16 protein-coding genes are annotated in these 19,153 nt (G+C 74.3%); 10 read left to right on the forward strand and 6 right to left on the reverse strand.

What is annotated here, in order from left to right; translation table 11 throughout:
* Window positions 1-48: 48 nt before the first annotated feature.
* The 3 genes from ACZ7GJ_RS04690 to ACZ7GJ_RS04700 form a co-directional block, all read right to left on the reverse strand.
* Complete coding sequence (locus ACZ7GJ_RS04690; protein ID WP_470749380.1) at window positions 49-1,284, reverse strand: ATP-binding protein; 1,236 nt, start codon at window positions 1,282-1,284, stop codon at window positions 49-51.
* Entirely contained in the window at window positions 1,281-1,976 is a 696-nt protein-coding gene (locus tag ACZ7GJ_RS04695; protein ID WP_470749382.1) for a hypothetical protein, read from the reverse strand. Before ACZ7GJ_RS04695 ends, ACZ7GJ_RS04690 begins: the two co-directional genes overlap by 4 nt.
* Before the next feature lie 118 nt (window positions 1,977-2,094).
* A complete protein-coding gene (locus ACZ7GJ_RS04700) occupies window positions 2,095-2,700 on the reverse strand; it encodes a hypothetical protein (RefSeq protein WP_470749384.1) in 606 nt (201 codons plus the stop codon).
* Between the two features lie 185 nt (window positions 2,701-2,885).
* Here ACZ7GJ_RS04700 and ACZ7GJ_RS04705 point away from each other — a divergent pair, with 185 nt between their 5' ends.
* On the forward strand, window positions 2,886-3,704 hold the full coding sequence (locus tag ACZ7GJ_RS04705) for a nuclease-related domain-containing protein (protein WP_470749386.1): 819 nt from the start codon (window positions 2,886-2,888) through the stop codon (window positions 3,702-3,704).
* 20 nt (window positions 3,705-3,724) lie between these two features.
* Here the strand turns inward: ACZ7GJ_RS04705 and ku are convergent, their stop codons facing one another.
* Window positions 3,725-4,834 (reverse strand): non-homologous end joining protein Ku, encoded by a 1,110-nt coding sequence (ku, locus tag ACZ7GJ_RS04710; RefSeq protein WP_470749388.1) that lies wholly within the window; start codon window positions 4,832-4,834, stop codon window positions 3,725-3,727.
* 31 nt (window positions 4,835-4,865) lie between these two features.
* Between ku and ligD the strand changes: the two genes are divergently transcribed.
* On the forward strand, window positions 4,866-5,774 hold the full coding sequence (gene ligD / locus ACZ7GJ_RS04715; RefSeq protein WP_470749390.1) for a non-homologous end-joining DNA ligase: 909 nt from the start codon (window positions 4,866-4,868) through the stop codon (window positions 5,772-5,774).
* Window positions 5,771-6,661, forward strand: coding sequence for an ATP-dependent DNA ligase (locus ACZ7GJ_RS04720; protein WP_470749392.1), 891 nt, complete (start codon window positions 5,771-5,773; stop codon window positions 6,659-6,661). Before ligD ends, ACZ7GJ_RS04720 begins: the two co-directional genes overlap by 4 nt.
* 72 nt (window positions 6,662-6,733) lie before the next feature.
* Here ACZ7GJ_RS04720 and ACZ7GJ_RS04725 read toward each other — a convergent pair whose 3' ends face one another.
* The gene (locus tag ACZ7GJ_RS04725) at window positions 6,734-7,108 is read right to left on the reverse strand and encodes a DUF6479 family protein (protein ID WP_470749394.1); all 375 of its coding nucleotides are present in this window, start codon (window positions 7,106-7,108) and stop codon (window positions 6,734-6,736) included.
* 72 nt (window positions 7,109-7,180) lie between these two features.
* Window positions 7,181-8,164 carry an XdhC family protein gene (locus ACZ7GJ_RS04730; protein ID WP_470749396.1) on the reverse strand — a complete coding sequence of 328 codons (984 nt, stop codon included), beginning with the start codon at window positions 8,162-8,164 and terminating at the stop codon, window positions 7,181-7,183.
* 444 nt (window positions 8,165-8,608) lie between these two features.
* Here ACZ7GJ_RS04730 and ACZ7GJ_RS04735 point away from each other — a divergent pair, with 444 nt between their 5' ends.
* Genes ACZ7GJ_RS04735 through ACZ7GJ_RS04765 form a run of 7 tightly spaced genes read left to right on the forward strand, consistent with a single transcriptional unit; the run spans window position 8,609 to window position 19,153 of the window.
* Window positions 8,609-10,459: a hypothetical protein gene (locus ACZ7GJ_RS04735; protein WP_470749651.1), complete on the forward strand. Its 1,851-nt coding sequence runs from the start codon at window positions 8,609-8,611 to the stop codon at window positions 10,457-10,459.
* A 33-nt stretch (window positions 10,460-10,492) separates the two neighbouring features.
* The gene (locus tag ACZ7GJ_RS04740; protein WP_470749398.1) at window positions 10,493-11,671 is read left to right on the forward strand and encodes a hypothetical protein; all 1,179 of its coding nucleotides are present in this window, start codon (window positions 10,493-10,495) and stop codon (window positions 11,669-11,671) included.
* On the forward strand, window positions 11,668-14,211 hold the full coding sequence (locus ACZ7GJ_RS04745) for a hypothetical protein (RefSeq protein WP_470749400.1): 2,544 nt from the start codon (window positions 11,668-11,670) through the stop codon (window positions 14,209-14,211). Before ACZ7GJ_RS04740 ends, ACZ7GJ_RS04745 begins: the two co-directional genes overlap by 4 nt.
* Entirely contained in the window at window positions 14,211-15,554 is a 1,344-nt protein-coding gene (locus ACZ7GJ_RS04750) for a hypothetical protein (protein ID WP_470749402.1), read from the forward strand. Before ACZ7GJ_RS04745 ends, ACZ7GJ_RS04750 begins: the two co-directional genes overlap by 1 nt.
* A complete protein-coding gene (locus ACZ7GJ_RS04755) occupies window positions 15,551-17,128 on the forward strand; it encodes a vWA domain-containing protein (RefSeq protein ID WP_470749404.1) in 1,578 nt (525 codons plus the stop codon). The genes ACZ7GJ_RS04750 and ACZ7GJ_RS04755 overlap by 4 nt, the downstream gene beginning before the upstream one ends.
* Window positions 17,125-17,784, forward strand: coding sequence for a 4Fe-4S single cluster domain-containing protein (locus ACZ7GJ_RS04760; protein WP_470749406.1), 660 nt, complete (start codon window positions 17,125-17,127; stop codon window positions 17,782-17,784). Before ACZ7GJ_RS04755 ends, ACZ7GJ_RS04760 begins: the two co-directional genes overlap by 4 nt.
* Entirely contained in the window at window positions 17,774-19,153 is a 1,380-nt protein-coding gene (locus ACZ7GJ_RS04765; RefSeq protein WP_470749408.1) for a hypothetical protein, read from the forward strand. Before ACZ7GJ_RS04760 ends, ACZ7GJ_RS04765 begins: the two co-directional genes overlap by 11 nt.

Here is a 19,153-nt window from a genome sequence, read left to right on the forward strand (position 1 = left end):
ACCGGCTGAATGGCGCAGGCGGCATCAGCCAAAATCCAGCCTCGCCGGCTACGGGGGTGCGGGGAGGGTCAGGACGGCCAGGGCGCCGCCGGGGGCGGCGGTGCGGAACTCCAGCCGCGCCCCGATGACCTCGGCCTGGCCCACCGCGATCGTCAGGCCGAGCCCGTGCCCCCGGCCCCCGCTGCGGAAGCGCTGCGGGCCGTGCGCCACCAGGTACTCCGGGAACCCGTCGCCGTGGTCCCGTACGGTCACCACCGGCCCGTCCACCGTCACCACCACCGGCGCCCGGCCGTGCTTGTGCGCGTTGGCCACCAGGTTCCCCAGCACCCGCTCCAGCCGCCGCCGGTCCGTCTCGACGTGCGCGTCGCGGACGACCACGACCTCCGTCTGCGTCCCCGACGCCCGCACCACCCGCCGCGCGAGCCGCCCCAGCTGGTGCAGGTCCGTCTCCACCACCTCGCTGCCCGAGTCCAGCCGCGAGATCTCCAGCAGGTCCTCGGTCAGCCCGCGCATCGTCCGTACCCGCTCCTGCACCAGCTGCGTGGCCCGGCTCTCCGGCAGCAGTTCCGAGGCGGCCTGCAAACCGGTCAGCGGCGTGCGCAGCTCATGCGCCACGTCCGCCGTGAACCGCTGCTCGCTGAGCAGCTTCGCCTGCAGGCTCCCCGCCATCGTGTCCAGCGCGCCCGCGACCGTCGCCACCTCGTCCTGGTGCCGCGAGGGGTCCTTCGTGCGGGGATCCCCGACGCGGGCGTCCAGGTCCCCCTGCGTGATCCGCCGGGCGACGGTCGCCGTCTGGTGCAGCCGGCGCGTCACCCGCGTCACGGCGAAGGCGCCGACCAGCAGGGTCCCGCCGATCGCCAGGACCGAGGACCCGATGATCGCGTTGTCCAGCCCGCTGATCGTCCGCGCGCTCTGGCCGTAGTCGATCGCGGTGGCCAGCGCCCTCCCGTCGGCCGGAGCCGCCGCCCACATCGTCGGCCGGCCCTCGCGGTCGGCCACGATCGTCCCGCGGCGCCCGGACAGCGCCAGGGCCCGCAACGACTCCGGCAGCCCGGCCGGGTCCAGGCCGGACTCCGGCGGCAGCGCCTCGCCCGCCTCGTACGCGCGCGAGGCGTCCTGGAGCTTGCCCAGCGCCTTGTCCCGCGCCGTCGCGACCGTCTGGCGGGTCACCTCGACATGCACCAGCGCACCCAGTACCGCCGCCAGCGAGCAGCACATCACCACGATGAAGCACGCCGACTTCCAGGTCAGCGTGGCCGTCCAGGCAGGCAGCCGGAACCTCACGGCGAACTCGGGGCGGGGACCCGTACGATCTGCTCGCGCGTCGGCAGCATGCTGCGCTGCTTCTCGTCCCAGGACCAGGCGTTGATCAGCTCGTACCCGCCGAGGCCGCTCGGCATGTGCAGGATCACGTCCCGGCCGGCCAGCTCCACGCTGATCAGGGTCTGGGTGGTCGCCATGATCCGGTTGAGCCGCCCGTCGGCATCGGCGGTGTACACCCGTACGGACATCTGGTCCTCGGGCAGCCGGATGCCGACGATCAGCTCGTCCTTGCCGTTCCCGGTGAGGTCCCGGTAGTAGGGGGTCAGCACCGGGCAGTCCTGCGGCGCGGACCCGTCCTCCCCGCACTCCTCGATCGCGTCGGCGGTCTCCTTGAACAGCCCGTCGGGGCCGCTCCGGGCGTCGGGGTGCGCCCGCAGCTCGGCCTGCACGAGGGCGACGGGGTCGATGGAGTGCACGTTCTGGTCCCGCACGGGCGCGATGCCGGGCACGTACTCCGGGGGCGCGCCCCCGGGATCGGCGGGCGCCACGGACGCACCCTTGCGCCCGGGCCACAGGTGTACGGGCCCGCTCGCGGTCGGGGTGGGGCCGGCGTTGGCCAGGCCCCCGGTGTCGCCGCAGCCCGTCACCGGCAGGAGCAGGAGGAGCAGTGGCAGGGCCGCCAGGGACGCGCGGGCGCGCGAGGGGATGCTCACCACCCGTACGTCCTCCTCTCCGCGGCACGACTCTGCGTCGCGTCAACAGTAAGCAGAGATGCACGGTCTTCGCCCACGAGGCCCGCCCGGTGACCGCGGTGGCGGGCCCGGCGGCGCCTCAGGCGTCCGTACGGCCGCGGCGCAGCATCGCGAAGCCGAGTCCGGCGGCTCCGACGGCGGTGATCCCGCCGCCCGCGGCGAGCAGCATGACGCCTTCGCCCGGACCGTCGGCCAGGGTGTTCAGGCGCAGGGCCTCGACGGGCCCGGGGGCGGCGGAGACGGATGACCCGGAGGCGGAGGATCCGGAGGCGGAGGCGGGCACGACCCGGCCGTCGCGGGTGCCGGTCTTGTGCGTGACGACGTGGCTGCCGGCGGGCACGGTGCCGCCCGCCCAGGAGCTGAGCTGTCCGTCGGGCCGCAGCGCGAGGTGGAGATCCCCGGCCTCGCCGAAGCCGGTCGCGCCGTCCCGGCTGGTCAGCGTGGCGGCCGTGGCGCCGTCCGCGGTCAGGACCTCGGCCTGGTAGGCGTCCTTGGCCGTGCGGTAGACGTTGGCCTTGGAGACGCCGTCGGCGAGGGCGAGGGTCTTGACCAGGGTCCGCTGCGTGGCCGAGGCGGCCGGCACCCCCTCGGCGAGCGCGGCGTCGGCCGGGAGCGCGAGCAGGCCGGCGGCGCATGCGGTCACGGCGGCGGCGCGAACGAGGGTGCGGCGGCTGACGGTGCTCACGGGGAGTCCTTCGATGCTGGTCAGGTCCTGGGGTGTCCAGGTGGCACCAACCTAGGCACCGGCCGTTGCAGTGGGGCGCTGGTTTTGTAACAGCGAGGCAGCAGGGTTCCGTCGGAGTCGTTACACAACCGGGGGATTGCCGCGCGGCGTCCGGGCTGCTCCCATGGACGGCGGGGGTGAGGGCGATGCGGGGACTCAAGGTACTGCCGAGCGGCCGGCCGGGCCGCGGCCGGCTGTATGTCAATCTGCCCGACGGGCAGGCGGTGGCCTGGTACGACCGGCAGACCAACCGGATCAGCGTCCTGGCGGACGACCGCCGGGAGGAGGTCCTGCGGGTGTTACGGCCCTACTTGAGCGGGACGGTCTCCATCGGCCCGCCCCCCGTCCCCACGGCCGCGGACCTGCGCCGTCTCGCCCTGCCGCCGGACGCGGACCTGGCCCCGAACCGCCCGGGGGAGGGCCTGCTGGGCGAGCTGGAACACGGTTCGGCGGGCGCCCGCGCCCGGCACCGGCTGCGCCAGGACCTCACGGCCCAGCAGCGGATGGGCGAGGTCCTCGACGCGCTGCCGGAGTCGCAGGGCTTCAGAACCCTGCACGCGCTCGCCGTCCCGGGCGTCGGCACCATCGACCACCTGGTCCTGGGCCCGCCCGGGGTGTTCTGCGTCCTCAGCGTTCCGGGCCGCCGCCAGCGCGCCCAGGTCGGCGACCTCCTCCTCACGGTGGGCCGCGCCGAACCGCGCTCCGACCCGCGCCGGGCCCGGCTCGCGGCGCGTTACGCCGCCCGCGTGCTGACGGCCCCGGTCGCCCCGGTGCTGGCCCTGGTCGACGCCTCCCGCGTCGAGGTGGCCCCGAGCGTCCGCGACGTCCGCGTCGTGCAGCCCCCCACGGCGGCCCCGTACTTCACGACGGCCGCCACCACGCTCAAACCCCCGGACGTCGAGGCCCTCTACGCGCTGGCCCGCGACCACCGCACCTGGCGGCCGGCCAGCGGGCCAGCGCGCTAGCGGGCCAGCGGGCCAGCGCCTCAGGCCGAGGAGCGTTTGCGGGGCGCGGCGGTCTTCTTCGCGGCCGCGGTGGTCTTCTTCGCCGCGGCCGTGGCCGACTTCTTCGCCGAAGCCGACTTGGCGGCAGCGGACTTGGCGGTGGCCGACTTGGCCGTAGTGGATTTGGCCGTGGTGGACTTGGCGGCCGGGGCCGCCTTCTTCCCGGATCCGGCCCGGGCTCCGGCCGCCGTCGCGGTCGACTTCTTTCCGCCCACCGCCTTCGGCGCGGCCGCCGCGGCCTTCCGCCGGATCGGCGTGACCTCCGCCCCGGCCCGCGGCTCCGTTTCCGTCTCCGCCTGCGGACCGCCCTCGCCGCGCGAGGCCTTGGCCTCCCGTACGCTCTTCTCCAGCGCCGCCATCAGGTCGATCACCTGCCCGCCGGCCGGCTCCACCACCGCCTCCGAAGGCTCGAACGCGCCCCCCGCCTTCGCGGCGATCATCGCCTCCACGGCTTCCCGGTAGTCGTCGTGCAGCGACTCCATCTCCACCTCCCCCAAAGTGGCCATCAGTGCGTCCGCCAGGTCCAGTTCGGCCTCCCGCACCGACACCGTCACCTCCGGAGCCACCCCTTCCGGCGCCCGGATCTCGTCCGGCCACAACAGCCCGTGCATGGCGATCACGTCGTCGACGACCCGCAGCATGCCCAGCCGCTCCCGCCCCCGCAGCGCGTACTTGGCGATGGCGACCTTCCGGCTCCGCTTCAGCGCCTCGCGCAGCAGCGTGTAGGGCTTGGCCGCCGTGGCCCCGTTCGCCGCGAGGTAGTACGCCGCGTCCATCTGCAACGGGTCGATCTCGTCGGCCGGCACGAACGACACGATCTCGATCGTCTTGGCGGTCGCGATCGGCAGCTGCGCCAGGTCCTCGTCCGTGATCGGGATGATGGACCCGTCCGCCTCCTCGTACCCCTTGCCGATCTCGGAGGTCGACACCTCCTCGCCGTCCAGCTCGCACACCTTGCGGTAGCGGACCCGTCCGCCGTCGCTCAGGTGGATCTGGCGGAAGGAGATCGAGTGGCTCTCAGTGGCGTTCACGAGCTTGATCGGGATGCTGACCAAGCCGAAGGAGATCGCCCCGTTCCAGATGGATCGCACGGTTCCTCCTGTTTCATGGCAATCTCATCGTATGACGCCGATCACAATGGTGGAGGGGCGTCGCATCGCGCTCAGCAATCTCGACAAGGTCCTGTACCCCCGGACCGGCTTCACCAAGGGCGAGGTGCTGCACTACTACGCCACCGTCGCGCCTTCGCTGCTGGCCCACATCCACAACCGGCCGGTGTCCTTCCTGCGGTATCCCGACGGCCCGGACGGCCAGCTCTTCTTCACGAAGAATCCGCCGCCCGGAACCCCCGCATGGGTGAAGACCACACCGGTTCCCCGCTCCGAGGACCTCTCCGCCCAGCAGGTGGTCGTCGCCGACCTGGCCACCCTCATGTGGGCCGCGAACCTGGTCGTCGAATTCCACACCCCCCAGTGGCCGGCCGACACCCCGGCCGTTGCCGACCGGATGGTCCTCGACCTCGACCCCGGACCGCCCGCCACCGCCGTCGAGTGCTGCGCGGCCGCGCTCTGGCTGCGCGACCGGCTCGCGGCCGACGGGCTGCACGCCTACGCCAAGACCTCCGGGTCGAAGGGCATGCACCTGGCCGTGCCTCTGGAGCCGACCCCGTCCGACCGCGTGTCCGCGTTCGCGAAGGCCCTCGCCCAGGAGGCCGAGCGCGAGCTGCCCGGCCTGGTCGTGCACCGCATGGCCAAGGCCCTGCGCCCCGGCAAGGTCTTCGTGGACCACAGCCAGAACGCCGCGGCCAAGACCACCGCCGCCCCCTACACGCTGCGCGCCCGGGAGCTGCCGAGCGTCTCCGCGCCCGTCTCCTGGGCGGAGGTCGAGGCCTGCCGGGACCCCGCCGACCTGGTCTTCCTCGCCGACGCCGTCCCGCCCCGGCTGGAGCGCGACGGCGACCTCTTCGCTCCGCTGATCGACCCCGGCCGGGGCGGGCGGCTCCCGCGGACCCGGCCGGCCCGTACGCCATGATCACCGTCGCGCTCGCCGCCGCCGTACGCAGCCTGCCGCGGGCGCCGGGCCTCGCGTACGAGCCGAAGTTCGACGGCCACCGGCTGGTGGTGCTGCGCACCGCCGAGGGCGTGGTGCTCCAGGCCCGCTCCGGGCGCATCGTCACCGGCGCCTTCCCCGACCTCGCCGCGGCCGCCCGGCAGCTGCCCGCCGGTACCGTGCTCGACGGCGAAGTGGTCGTCTGGCACGCCGGCCGCACGGACTTCGCCCTGGTGCAGCGCCGGGCCGCCGCCGCGACGGCCGCGCGGGCCGCCGTGCTCGCGCAGACCCTGCCGGCCTCGTACGCCGCCTTCGACGTACTGGAGCTGGCCGGGCTCGACCTGCGCGCGCGCTCGTACGAACGGCGGCGCGCGCTCCTGGTCGACCTGCTGCTCCCGCTCGGGCCGCCGCTGCAGCCGGTGCCGATGACCACCGACCCGGAGCTCGCCGCCACCTGGTACGAGACCCTGCCCGCCAGCGGTATCGAGGGGCTGGTCGTCAAGCGGCTGGACCAGGCCTACCCGGCCGGGCGCCGGGCCTGGCAGAAGCTCCGCCACACCGACGTCCGCGACGCGGCGGTGGTCGGCTACACCGGCACCCCGCGGCGCCCGCTGGCCCTGGTGCTCGTCCTGCCCGTCGGTGACGAGACGCCGCTGGTGTCCAGCCCCCTGACGGCGGCGCTGCGCACGGAGGTCGCGGCGGCCGTCGCCGCCCGCGCGCAGGCGGCCGCTCCGGTCGGGACCGTCACCGCCATAGGCTTCGGCGAGGTGCCCTTCCACCCGCTCGACCCGCCGCTGACGGCGGAGGTCCGGCACGCGTCGGCACGCCACCCGCCGCCCGAGGTGCTGCGGCTGCGGACGGAACTCTGACCCGCGCCACGGGGTGGCGCGGGTCAGGGTTCAGGCGGATCGGTCCAGGCGGATCGGTTCAGGCGGATCGGTTCAGGCGGGCTTCACGCCGCCCACGGTCGGCGGCCCGCCCAGCGGCGGCCGCTTCGGGGGGTTCGGATGCTCGTACCCGGACTCGCGCTCGGCCCGGACGTCCTCCTGATGGCTGGCGGTGGTGGAGCCGAAGTTGCCGTAGCCCTGCATCTCGTGCGGGCGCAGGCCGCTCTTGGGGATCTCCACGGCTTCCCGCTCCTCGCGAACCTCGTAGACCGCACCGCCGTCGGGCAGGTGGGGCTGGCTCTCGGCAGTGGGAGGTGCGGGTTCCTGCGCCCGGACCCGCTTGCCCAGCCAGAAGCCGCCGAGCAGGAAGCCGACCACAACAAGCCCGACGACCAGGAACCACGCGATATCGGTCAGGATCGTGTCCATACGTACTATTTTCCCGCACTTCGGCGCGATATGCGCTATCCGAGGCCGGGGCCCGGCCTCGGACCGGGCGCTCTACCCGCGAAGAGGCCCGTCGGAGTCCCGCAACCCGCCGGCGTCCCGCCCGCCGAGCACCCCGAGGATCTCCGCGCAGATGGCCAGGGCCGTCTCGGCCGGGGTCTTCGCGCCGAGATCGAGCCCGATGGGCCCGTGCACGGCCCGCAGCGCCTCCTCGCCCACCCCGGCGGCGAGCAGCCCCTCGCGGCGCCTGGCCGTCGTCCGGCGCGAGCCGAGGGCCCCGATGTACGGGATCCCGAGCGCGAGCGCCGTCCTCAGCGTGGGCACGTCGAAGTCCGGCTCGTGGCTGAGGAGCACCAGGCAGGCCGCGTCCCGGTGGTCGGTGAGCAGCTTCCCGGCGTCCGCGGCCGACTCCACGATCTCCGCGCCCCACTCCAGGAGGGCGGCCTGCCGGGCGATGATCCCGGCGAGCTCGCCGCCACCGCCGATGACCAGGTGGGGCGCGGACGGGTACGCCTCCACGAGCACCAGCCCGGACCCCTCGTACAGCGCGTCCCGCCCGGGCCGGCGCGTGGCCAGCAGCTCGCCGGCGCGCCGCTCGGCGTCGTTGCCCGGGGCGTCCGCGGCCCGTACGACCTCGCTCACGGCCTCGTCGGCGGCCGCGCCGAGCCGGGTCACCAGCGCCACCCCGGCGCCCTGCCCGAGCAGTTCCCACCACGGCGCGGGGACCGAGTCCAGCGACTGGAGCAGGATCTCCGCCTGCCCGCCACAGGTCAGGCGGGCCTCGGTGGCCTCGCCGGCGCCGACCGACACCTCGCACACCCGGGCGCTCTGCCCGGGGCCCATCGCCGCGGCCTCGGCGGCGAGCTCGGCGTCGAAGACCCCGCGGTAGAGGGCCCCGACGCACTGGCCCCGGGTGTCCACGAGCATGGCCCCGGCGGGATCCCGCGGCCCGAACCCCTGCTCGGTCACGGGCCGGGCCAGGTACCCGACCCGCCCCTCGGCCGCCCACTGCCGCGCCGTCTCCGCCAGCTCACGCATCCGCGTCGCTCCATCCTTGTGCGCTTCTCTCCCGCAAAGCACCTGGTCAGCGGCACGATGCGGCCTCAAGAACCACCCTAGGCACACGCTCCTGCCCTACCCACCCCCCAGATCCCACAGACCCGCCCGACCCCCCTCGTACAGACCACCGGAACACCCGGGCGACCGCTTGCGTCCGGCTCTGTTCGAACCGGGCGAACGTTCCGAAACCGAAGGGGTGATCGGGTTGCGGGCGGGTGCGCAAAACGCGTCACATTCGGCCTCGCTTGTGCCACGATGATTCCCCGAAGCCGGGCGACCAGAGATGTTCGTCGCGCGACGTCGAGGGTTCGAAATAGCGCGCGAATGGCCGTTGTTGGCGATTTGCTCCGGGGGGGCGGGAGTCGTCGGATGCGGGGAACCCGTATTGATCAACCATGCCCTGTGTGCGCAGCTCCCGAAGAGGTGGAGGGCTTGTGCTCCGGCTGCCGCTGGCAGATGTACGGGGACCTGGTCCTGGGGGAGTTGACCGAGCAGGACACGAGTCGGGCCGCCGCGGCCCTGCAAGCCGCCGGACGCGCCTGGGACCTCCGGGGTGCGGCGCTCTGCGGCGGCGGTGGAGGCGGACCGGACGGGGGCGGCGGGATTTCGACGGTGATCCGCGGCGGGCCCCCGAGGTCCGGCGAGGACGCGCGGCGGGCCCCGGCCGGTCCGGCGGACTTACCGCAGACGCTGCCGGAGGAGATCCTCGATGATTTGATCTTCGGACGCGTCAAGGAATTACGGTTCGTCGAACTCACTCCCGATCACATGAATGTGATCAAGGTGCACGCGGACGAGAACGGAATACCCCGGCAAATCGATGCCGGATGCGCGGAATGGCGTTCCGTGGTCCCCGAGCTGGACCGGCGCCCGGACATTCGCCGATTCCAGCTCGCGGGCGGAATCGGCGAGTTGTCCCCGGTCAGCCGCAGGGAATTCGACGCGGCCGTGCTGCGCTGGCTGACGGCGTCCGCACCGGCGTCCCCCGGCCTGCCCGTGGTACTGCTGACGCGCCACAGCGGGTGGACCCTGCTGGACCGGGCCACGGCCGCGGCCCGCGCCACCTGCGCCCCGCGGGCCGAACTGGGCCGGGGGAGCGGGGCCGCCGCCGGGACCACGACGGCGCAGGCCGTACGGGAGTTGCTGCGCACGGCGCCGCTGCTCGTGGACCACACCCTGCTGCTGGCCCGGGCCGACCGCCGGACCGGCGCGGTGGACGTACAGAGCCACGTGCTCTTCCCCGCGGGCGCCCGGCTCCGGCACGGGGGGAGCGCGACCGCCACCGTCACCGTGCACGGCGGGACCACCGACAACGCCTCCGTGCTCCTGCCGGTGCTGGCCGCCGCCCCCGCCGCCGGCGGTCCCGGAGGCGGCGGTCCCGGAGGCGCGGTCCTGAGCGTGCGGCGCACCGCCCTCGGGGCACTGGAACCGGCCCGGCTGACCTTCGTCCTGCAGGGGCCCGGTGAGGTCGGCCTCGTCGGCCCCGGCGGCAGCCCGACGCAGGAGGAGCGGGCCGTACCGGACCTGCCCGCCCTGCTCAGGGGCGTGCCCCGCAGGATCGTCCGGCCGCCGCTGCTGGAGGTCTTCTGCACCGTCGAGTTGAGCGGCGCGACCGCCGCCGAGACCGAGGAGCGGCTGGCCTTCGTACGCGACCTCATCACCGCGCTGGCCCGCAACCACGGAACCGGCAAGGGCCTGCGTACCGGCATCATCGGCCACTACGACCACTCGATCCACGAGAACGGATACGCCCCCCGGGGCGTCCTCCTGATGCCGCCGGTCCCGGCCGGCCCCGCCGAGCAGGCACTCGCCGTCCTGAAGACCTGGCGGCCCGCGCGGCGCAGACAGGACACGGTGTCCTCGCTGGAGGACGCGCTCAAGTCGCTGGTCCCCCTCGCCGCGGCGCCGGCCCGCGGCGACGAGGCCGTACGCAGGATCGTCCTGATCGTCGCGCGCAGACCGCCCGCACCTCCGCGGCAGCACGCGCTGGTGCCGCCCTGCCCGCTGGGCGCCGACTGGCGGATCGAACTCGACCGCCTGCGGGCCGCCGACGTACAGGTGATGACGCGGGCGGACCCGGCCGCCGGGCCGCTGCCCGACGAACACGCACGGGCCGCCGTCAGACGCTACGAGGACGCGGCATGGGCCGCACTGTCCCGCGACGGCTCCTTCCGGCCGGGCGCCGACTCGGCCGCCCACGTGGCCAAGGCCATGGGTCCGCCCCCCCAATCGGACGGCCCGCCCTGCCCGTTGGCCTTCGCCACCCCCCTTTGACCGAACGACAGCTCCGGCGCGAGGAGAGACGCTGTGTCCGAGGAGTACTACGACCCGAACGCGAGGGCTTCCGACCCCACGCCGGCCGCCCCCGCCGAACCGCCCAAGCCCCCCATGCGGCAGCGGTCCGGTCCCGCACCCATCCCGCCGGCCCGGCCGGCCGAGAACCCCATGGCCTACGAGTACGTGATCCCGCCGGCCCCCGTCATGGACGGCAACCGGCCGCCGGGCGTGATCCCCGTACCGCCCTCGGGGGCGCAAGCAACGGACCGCGTCCGCATAGGGCTGTGGGGAGCGCCCCGCTCCGGCAAGACCAGCTTCCTCGGCGCACTGCCCATCGCGGCGATGCAGTCCCACCGCCAGGGGCAGGGCAGCTGGCGGATCAGCGGCATGACGAGAGAGGCCAACGGCTTCCTCAACGACAGCGTGACGCGCCTGTCGACCCGGCGGGTCTTCCCGCAGGCGAGCGTGGGCCTGCGCGGCATGAGCTGGTCCGTCCAGGGCGAGGAGCCGTCGTCGGGCCGCAAGTGGAGCCGTACCCGCACGACCAGCTTCGTACTGGACATCAACGACGCGGCGGGCGAGGTGTTCGAGGCGAACAACCCGCTGCACGAGGAGATCACGGACCAGCTCTCCCGCGCCCACGGCCTGATCTACCTCTTCGACCCGCTGGGCGACGCCGAGGCGGAGACGGAGAGCTTCAGCTTCTTCTTCGCGACGCTCAACGAGCTGAACTCCCGCGTCCGGGACCGGGGCGGCCACCAGGGGAACCGGCTTCCGCACCACGTCTCCGTGTGCGTGGCCAAGTTCGACCACCCCGCCATCTTCGAGCCCGCCGTGAAGGCCGGCTGGGTCACCCAGGACTCGGTGGGCTCCCGGCTCCCGCGGGTGCCCGAGGACCAGAGCGCCCGCTTCTTCCAGTGGATGTGCGAGGAGTTCCGCGGCTCCAACGCCCGACTGGTGCGCGACGGACTGGGCACCTTCTTCCACCCCGACCGCATCTCCTACTACGCGACCTCGGCCATCGGGTTCCGCCTCAATCCGCAGCACATCTTCGACTACAACAACTACGCCAACGTGGAGATGGTCGAAGGACGCCCCCGGATCTGCACCTCCCCCGAACCCATCAACGTCCTCGAACCCGTCATCGACCTGGAGCGCAGGATCCACAGCAAGCAGGCCCGTTTCGGATTCAAGCGGGGCGGTCAGTGAACGAGCTCCCCGCCGCCGTCCGGCTGCCCGCCGACTGGGCGGTCGTGGGCAAGCACCCGGGCCGGACGATGGGCTACAAGGTGCTGGCCGGCAGCCTGCCTTCCGAACGGGCCGAGCGGTACTACTGGGAAGCGGCCACCGGAACCCCCGACGACCTGGAGCCCGCGGAGGGCCTGCCCTGGCGGGTGTTCCTCGGAGGCGCCCAGGGGGAGCCCCGCAGCGCCGGCGTGCTCGTCGAGACCACCTGGGACGGCAGTTACGACGGCACCGGAGCCCCCAGCTACACCTGGCGGATGCTCGTGCTCGACTGGAACTCCGCGAGCACCGCCGGCCTGACCTGGAGCGCGCTGGACCGGGCCGCTCCGCGCGAGCAGCCCGGCCCGGACGGTGGCGCCCTGAGCATCGAGGCGTCGCCGACCGCGGCCGCCGAACTCGCCGACACCGTCGACCGGTTCGGCTTCACCTGGGCGGCCGGGGTCGCGGCCCTGCTGCTGGAGGGCCGCCAGGTGGCGATCGTGCCGCCGCCCGGAGCCCCGCTCCCGGACACGGGCGAGCGGGTCCGGATCCTCGACGCCGTCTGCTCGCTCCTGCCGTACGGGTGCCGCGCCTGGCTGAGCGCCGCCACCTGGACCGGCCAGTCCGAGCACAAGCTGCTGCTGGTCTTCGCCCCGACCGCCCGGGCGCAGCAGATCGCGACGTGGCTGGGCGCCGGCAGCCCCCCGGAGCCGCACAGCGCCGCGGCCCGCGACTACCTCAGCGAGCTGCTGAGGATCCGGGCCAAACGCGGATCCACCCACGGCCTGGTCGCGCACCTCCTGCGCGTCACCGAGATCATCGGGGGTCAGGATCCGGGCGCCGCGGTACGGGCGCTGCGGGAGGTCGACCTGGTGGACTCCGTACTCGCGGACATCGTGCAGGGGCGCGGCAACCTCCACGAGGTGCTGCGGATGCTGGAACTGCACCCGGCGAACACCCTGGGAGAACACGCCCTGGCCCTGGTCGTGCCCTTCCTCGCCGGCCACGGCGCGCGCGACGCGCTGCTGCGGTCGTGGAGCCCCCTGACGCCGGGCCTGCTGGCCGCGGACGTCCTGGAGCGACCGGCGACGAAGCAGACCTTCACCATGGCCAGGGGCTACCTGAGCATGCTCAACGGCCTGGAGGCGGAGCACCACGGCGCCTTCGAGGAGTTGTTCACGGCCCTGGTCGAGGCACCGGCCCAGGAGCCCGAGTGGGTGGCCGCGCTCATCCACATGACCGCCAACGAGTTCCGGTTCACATCGGAAGCCGTCGACCGGGTGGTGATCGGCTCGCGCGAGGTGGGGCGCAACTGGTTCCGCCAACTCGTGAGGGACCGCCGGCGCGATCCACTGCCGCCGCTCACACGGCTCGTTCCGCCGGCGCTGCGCGGGCGCGCGGCCGTCGGCCTGCCCGGATGGCTGCGGTTCGCCGGAGTGCTCACCGGCTACCTCGACGCGAGCGAGGCGGAGCCGTCGGACGTCGCCGAGTTCACCGGCGCCGGTGACGACGCCTGGTCGATCGCCCTGGACATCGCGGTGCGCAACGAGATCCCGGCCGTCGTCAGCCTCATGTGGCCCTGCCTGCGCACGATGGCCTCGCGCAGCCCGCAGCAGCTGCTCACGGCGCTGGAGGCGGTGCTCGCACCGGAGCGGTCCGCTCTCGCGCCGGAGGCGGCCGCCGACGCGGACCTCTTGGGCGCGGTGGCCCGGGCCACCGCGCAGGGGTACCAGGCCATCCCGTCGATGCCCCGGCTCGCCCGGTTCACCGATCCCGCCGACCGGGAGGCCTACGGGTCCGCCCTGGCCCGCCGGATCGACACCGACCCCGACCTGAAGGCACCGGTGATCGGGGCCCTGCTCGGCGAAGAGCCCGACGAGGGCTCCTGGGCCGTGGTGCAACGGGTGGTGAAGCGGCTGCCCAGTGCCGAGGAGTCCGTCCTCACCGGTCTGGAGCGGCGGCTGTGCCGCCCCGGGGCCGGCGCGTGGATCGACGTACTGTCCGAGGACCAGGTGTCGACCCTCAGCCGCAGGCAGCAGCTGAGCTGGCTGCGCCGGGTCTGGGAGCTGCGCACCGCCGTCCGCTCGCCCCAGCCGCTCACGGAACTGGCCACGGTCCTCGCCGAGACGCGTGTGGACCTGCACCTGTCCTTGCAGTTCCAGCACGAGCTGGTCCTCCGCCTGGAGACATGGGGGCCCGGAGCCGTGTCCGATCTCGCGGCCGAGCTGGACGCCCGGACGCCCGGACTGGGCCGCTCCCTGTACCAGGCGCTGGGGAGCATCGAGCGCGCCAGGGACCTGTGCGAGGAGCTGAAGCACTACAGCTACGCGCGGATGGAGCACCACCGCCAGAACCTCCTGGCGATGGGCGTCGCCTCCGGGGGCGCCGCGCCACCCCCGACCCCGCCCGCCCGCCCCGCCACACCGGTTCCCCGGCAGGAGTGGCCGTCGTACGAGCCTGCTGTGCAGCCCGCACAGCAGAAGGGAAGGCTGCGGCGCGGCTGGTCCGACCGGAGGAAGCGGTGATGTCGAACGACCACGCCCCCCACGACCACGTCATCGCCATCGACGCGGGCGTCCGCTTCACGCGCATCGCCCGGCTCGGCGCCGACGGCGTCCCGGAACTGGTCCCGCTGCCCGGCTCGGTCCCGGGCGACGGCCTGCCCGTACCGGCGGGGGCGCGGCCCGACTCGGCCCTGCGCGCCGCGTACGAGGCGTACCGCGCGGGCAGCGGCACCCCCGACCGGGTGGTGCTGGTCGTACGGGAGCAGGACCGCGCCGAGCGGGCGGCCCGGGCGGTGGACACGCTGGCCTCCGCGCACGGCACGGGCCGCGCGCCGCGGATCCGGGTCCTGGGCACCCCGCACGCGGTACTGGCGCTGCTGCGGCACGCGGGGGCGGCGACGGCGGAGCGGTACGCGGTGTGCGAACTCGGCGCGAGCGCCGTGGAGGTCTCGGTGTGCGTGCCCGCCGGCGGGTCGGTGGCCGTGGCCGGTACGGCACGCCACGCGCCCGCCGAGGGCTACGGCGCCGCCTTCGACCGGGAGTTGCTGGCCGCCGCGGGGCTGCCCGACGACGAAGCGGGGCTGCGGGCCCTCGCCGAGGTCCGCGCCCAGGGCGGATCCGCCGAGCGGCTCGACGTCGCACTGCGCCGCGCGGCCAGCCACCAGGGGCGGTACCTCGAAACCGTGGTCCACCGGGTCGACGGGCGGCCGATCACCGCGGCCGCGGTGCACGACGCCCTCGGGCGGCTCACGGCCGGGCTCGACCACGCGCTGGACCGGGCCCGGGGCGGTGCACCCGCCGGGCAGGCCGTCGCCGTGGGAGGCGCGGCCCGGTTCGGTCCCCTGGCCCGGTACCTCGCCGCACGCCAGGGGCCGCTCGTCGCGCTGCCCGGCGGCACAGATCCCGCCCTCGCGGCCGTGTCCGGCGCCGCGCTGGTCGCCGCCGGCCGCGTCGAACCGGGCGACCGCTACCCGTACGCCGTCTGCGTGGCCACCCACCGCGTCTTCGCCGGTACGCCCCGGACGGAGGAGCTGGTGGTCAGCGAGGCCGGCGCCCTGGAGCCCGGCGGCGCCACCGTCTTCGCGGAAACCGGCGGCCACCGCGTCCGCGTGGCGGCCGGACCCGCCCCCGCGGGTCCCGCACGGCCGGTGCGGGTACGGGTGCGCGACGCGGAGGGCGGGCACACCGCCGCCGTCGGCACCCTGACCGTCCCCGGCGGTGCCGAGGGCGACCGCTTCCACATCGGAGTACGGATCGCCGTCGACGGCACGGCCCATCTCGTGCTGCACCCGCTCGGCTCCGCCGCGCCCGCTGAATTCCCGCTCGGCACCCTGCCGACCGACCTCAAGGGAGTACGTCCGTGAAGCACCACGCCCCGGCACGGGCGCCTCGATCCGTGCGGGCCGCGCGGAGACTGGCCGCCGTGGCGGCCGCCGCGCTCCTGGCCGCCTCACCGGTGGCCGCACAGGCGGCCCCCGCCGATCCGGCACCCTCCCGCGCGGAGGTCTACAAGGCCCTCGGGCTCGACGACCAGCCCGCCGACTACGTCATCCTCGTCGACACCTCGGGGTCGATGAACCAGGACGGCCGCTACGACACCGTCCGCTCGACCCTGGGCAACTTCCTGAGCGGCATGTCGCCCAAGGACCACGTCGCGCTCTTCACCTTCGACTCCCGGCCGGTGCCCCGCTACATCGGCTCGGCCGGTGACACCGCGGCGATCGTGTCCGAGCTGCCCGGCGCCCCCGAGCCCGACGGCGACACGGACATCGGCTCCGCACTCGACGCCGCGCTGACCGAACTCGGCCGCGACCAGGCCTCCGAGGTCGCGTCCGTGGTGCTGATCACGGACGGCGAGCACCGTCCGGCCGCCGGCTCCCGCTATCCCGAGGCGACCGGAGCCCCCTGGACCGCGCTGCGCGAGCGGGCGCAGGCCCTCGCCGGGCGGATCGAACTGGCCGGGTACGCGCTTCCGCTGGGCACCGGCGCGACGGGCGCCGACCGGCTGGGCGACGTCGTGCCGAACACGACGCCGCTGAAGCCCGACAGCATCCAGGACCTCGGCTCGTACCTGGCCCGCGCGGGGGAGCGTACCCAGGTCCGCAAGGCCCAGCGGCTGCTCGCCGAGGACGTCGGCAAGGGGGTCACCGCGGAGTGGTCGCACTCCGGGCGGAGCGACGTCACGGACGGCTCCGCCACCGGGCAGCTCACCCTGCGCTCGACCACCCGCCGTACGCCGCTGGTCATCACCGGCCTGAGCGCCTCGCTCGCCGACCCGTCGGTCGAGCTCAGCGCGTTGCCCGCGGACCTGACGCTGGACCCGGGCCAGTCCCGGACCTTCGAAGTCGACCTGCGCGGAAGCCTGTCGGGGGGCCCGCTGCCGTTCCGCCGGGCCAAGGAGGACGACGCCACGCTGAAGGTGTCCGGCCGCGTGAGCACTCCGTGGGAGCAGGCGTTCGCCCCGGACGTACGGCTGAACACCCCCCAGGAGGTGCGCGTCACCGCGGCAGCGGTGCCGCTACGGGCCACGGTCGGCTCCGCCGCCTTCCTGCCGTCGCTCCTGGGCGGGGCCCTGCTGGTCCTGCTCGCCGGCTGGCTGTGGTGGCGGCACACCCAACGGCCGCCGCTGCGGGGCGAGCTGCTGGTGACCAACGTGTTCGGCGAGGGGTTCACCGACCGCATCACCCTGACCGGTCGCGGGGTGACGCTGCGCCCGCACACGGTCGGCGGTCGGGGCACGGCCCGGGGCCGGCGCCGGAAGGCCGACACCGGCTCGCAGGTCGACCTGCTGATCCGCTACACGCCCGACGGATCCACGAGCCGGGAGACCGACGCGACCTGCGCCCCGGGAGGCAATGTCGTCGTCAACGGGGTGTCGTTCACCTACCTGCCCGGGCAGCGCGCCGACCGCACGTCCGACGCGGGCCGGCCGCGATGAGCACGGCCCCCGGCACGCTCAACGTCGCCGCGACCAGGGTCGGTACGGAGGCCCTGGGACCGGGCGTGCGGTCGGTGCTGTGGGTGCAGGGATGCCCCTTCGACTGCGCCGGCTGCATGTCGCCCGACTGGATACCGGACCGCCCGGCCCGGCCGGCCGAACCGGCGGAACTGGCCGCGGAGCTGCTCGGCGACCCCCGGGTGGGCGGACTGACCTTCTCCGGGGGCGAACCGATGCGGCAGGCCGCCGGGCTCGCCGAGGTGGCGCGCTTGGCCCGGCTGGAGCGCGACGTCTCCGTGATCTGCTTCACCGGCTACCGCCTGGAACAGCTGCGCCGCAGGCCGCCCCACCCCGGGGTCGCCGAACTGCTCGCCGCCGTGGACGTGTTGATCGACGGCCGTTACGTGGCGGCGCTCGACGACGGCCGCGGCCTGCGCGGCAGCTCCAACCAGCGCGTCCACCACCTCACCCGGCGGCTCACGGACTGCGGATACGACTTCGCCCACCGCCCCCGCACAGCCGAAATCGCCGTCAGCGGTCCGGAGGCCATGCTCATCGGCGTACCTCCGCCGGGGCTGCTCGCCGCCTTCGACACCGCGGTCGACACCGTCCGCACCGGCACGACCCTCGCAAAGGAGCCGCCCCATGAGCGGTAGGAAGCGCATCCAGGTCGACGAGTCCGAGTGGTACCGCATGCAGCGCAAGGCACAGAAGCTGAAGGAGGTACTGAGCACCCTGCCCGGGCTCATCGACGACGTGCGCGCGCAGACCCGCGCGGACATCGACCGTACCTTCGCGGCGGTCGAGGAACGCCGGCGCCAGCAGGACCAGATGATCAAGAACCTCAGCGCCCAGACCCGGAAGCTGGAGGCCGACACCTCGCGAAGGCTCCAGGAGCAGGCCCGCGAACTGCGCGGGGCCCTGGACGAGACCGCGGGCCGGATCCGGGCGGAGACCCGGCAGCAGCTGGCCGAACACCAGGCGGCCGTACGCAGGGAGATCTCCGCCGAGCGCACCGAGCGCCGCGCCGAGATGGCCCGGCTCTCCGAGCGGATCGATGCGCAGGAGAAGGACAAGGCGCAGGCCGAGCAGACCCTGCGCTCCTGGCTCGCCGACGGCCGGACCATGGCCGCGCTGATCGCGGAAACGCTGCCGCACGAGCGCTACGCCCCCGGGGAACTGGAGCGGCTGACGAGCCGGCTGTCCACCGCCGAGAACAACGCGGCAACGGGCAGGTTCGACGCCGGGCTCGCCGTGGCGCAGGAGGCCTACCACTCGCTGAGCGAACTGCGGGTGGACATCGAACAGCGGGAGCTGGAGCGCTGCTCGGCCCAGACCGCGGCCGTCGAGGCGCTGGTGCGCATCGAGAAGCTGATCGAGGGCAACAAGGAGCGCCCCGTCATCGGGCCGGACGGCGCGGCCCTGCCGGGCTACAAGCTCGACGTCGTCTACTGGGCCGACGGGGAGCTCGACGAACTGCGCGGGGCCACGGCCCAGGCGCTGTCGCGCGCACGCGACGACCGGTCCGACGCCGATGAGCTGCGCGGCCTGCGGGAGCAGGCCACCGGGCTCGAAAGCGCGCTGGAAGACGTCGTGGAGCGGGCCGGCATGCGCCAGCTGGCCTCGCAGATCCGCGTGAACCTCGCCGACGCCGTGGCCCACACCCTCGGCGACTACGCGTTCTACGACCTCGTCGACGGCGAGTACCAGGACGCCGATCGCCGGGGCGCCTACTACGCCAAACTCCGCCACGACAACGGCAACGAGATCGTCCTGGACATCTCGCAGGCCCAGCGGGACTCGGGGGAGTGCGTGATCCGGGTCCACTCCTACGACCACGACGTCACCTCCGAGGCCGATCTCGCGGCCCGGGCCCGGGCGATCGGGGAGGGGCTGGCGACGCAGGGCCTCCAGGTGTCGGAGCCGGGCTGCGAGAAGGGAGCCCCCGACGAGGACCTGCGCCGCCGGGTGGGACAGCCCCGGGCCGGGGAAGCGTCGCCGGAGTCCCGGCCGGGCACCGCATGA

Source organism: Streptomyces sp. NPDC037242 (assembly GCF_055604165.1).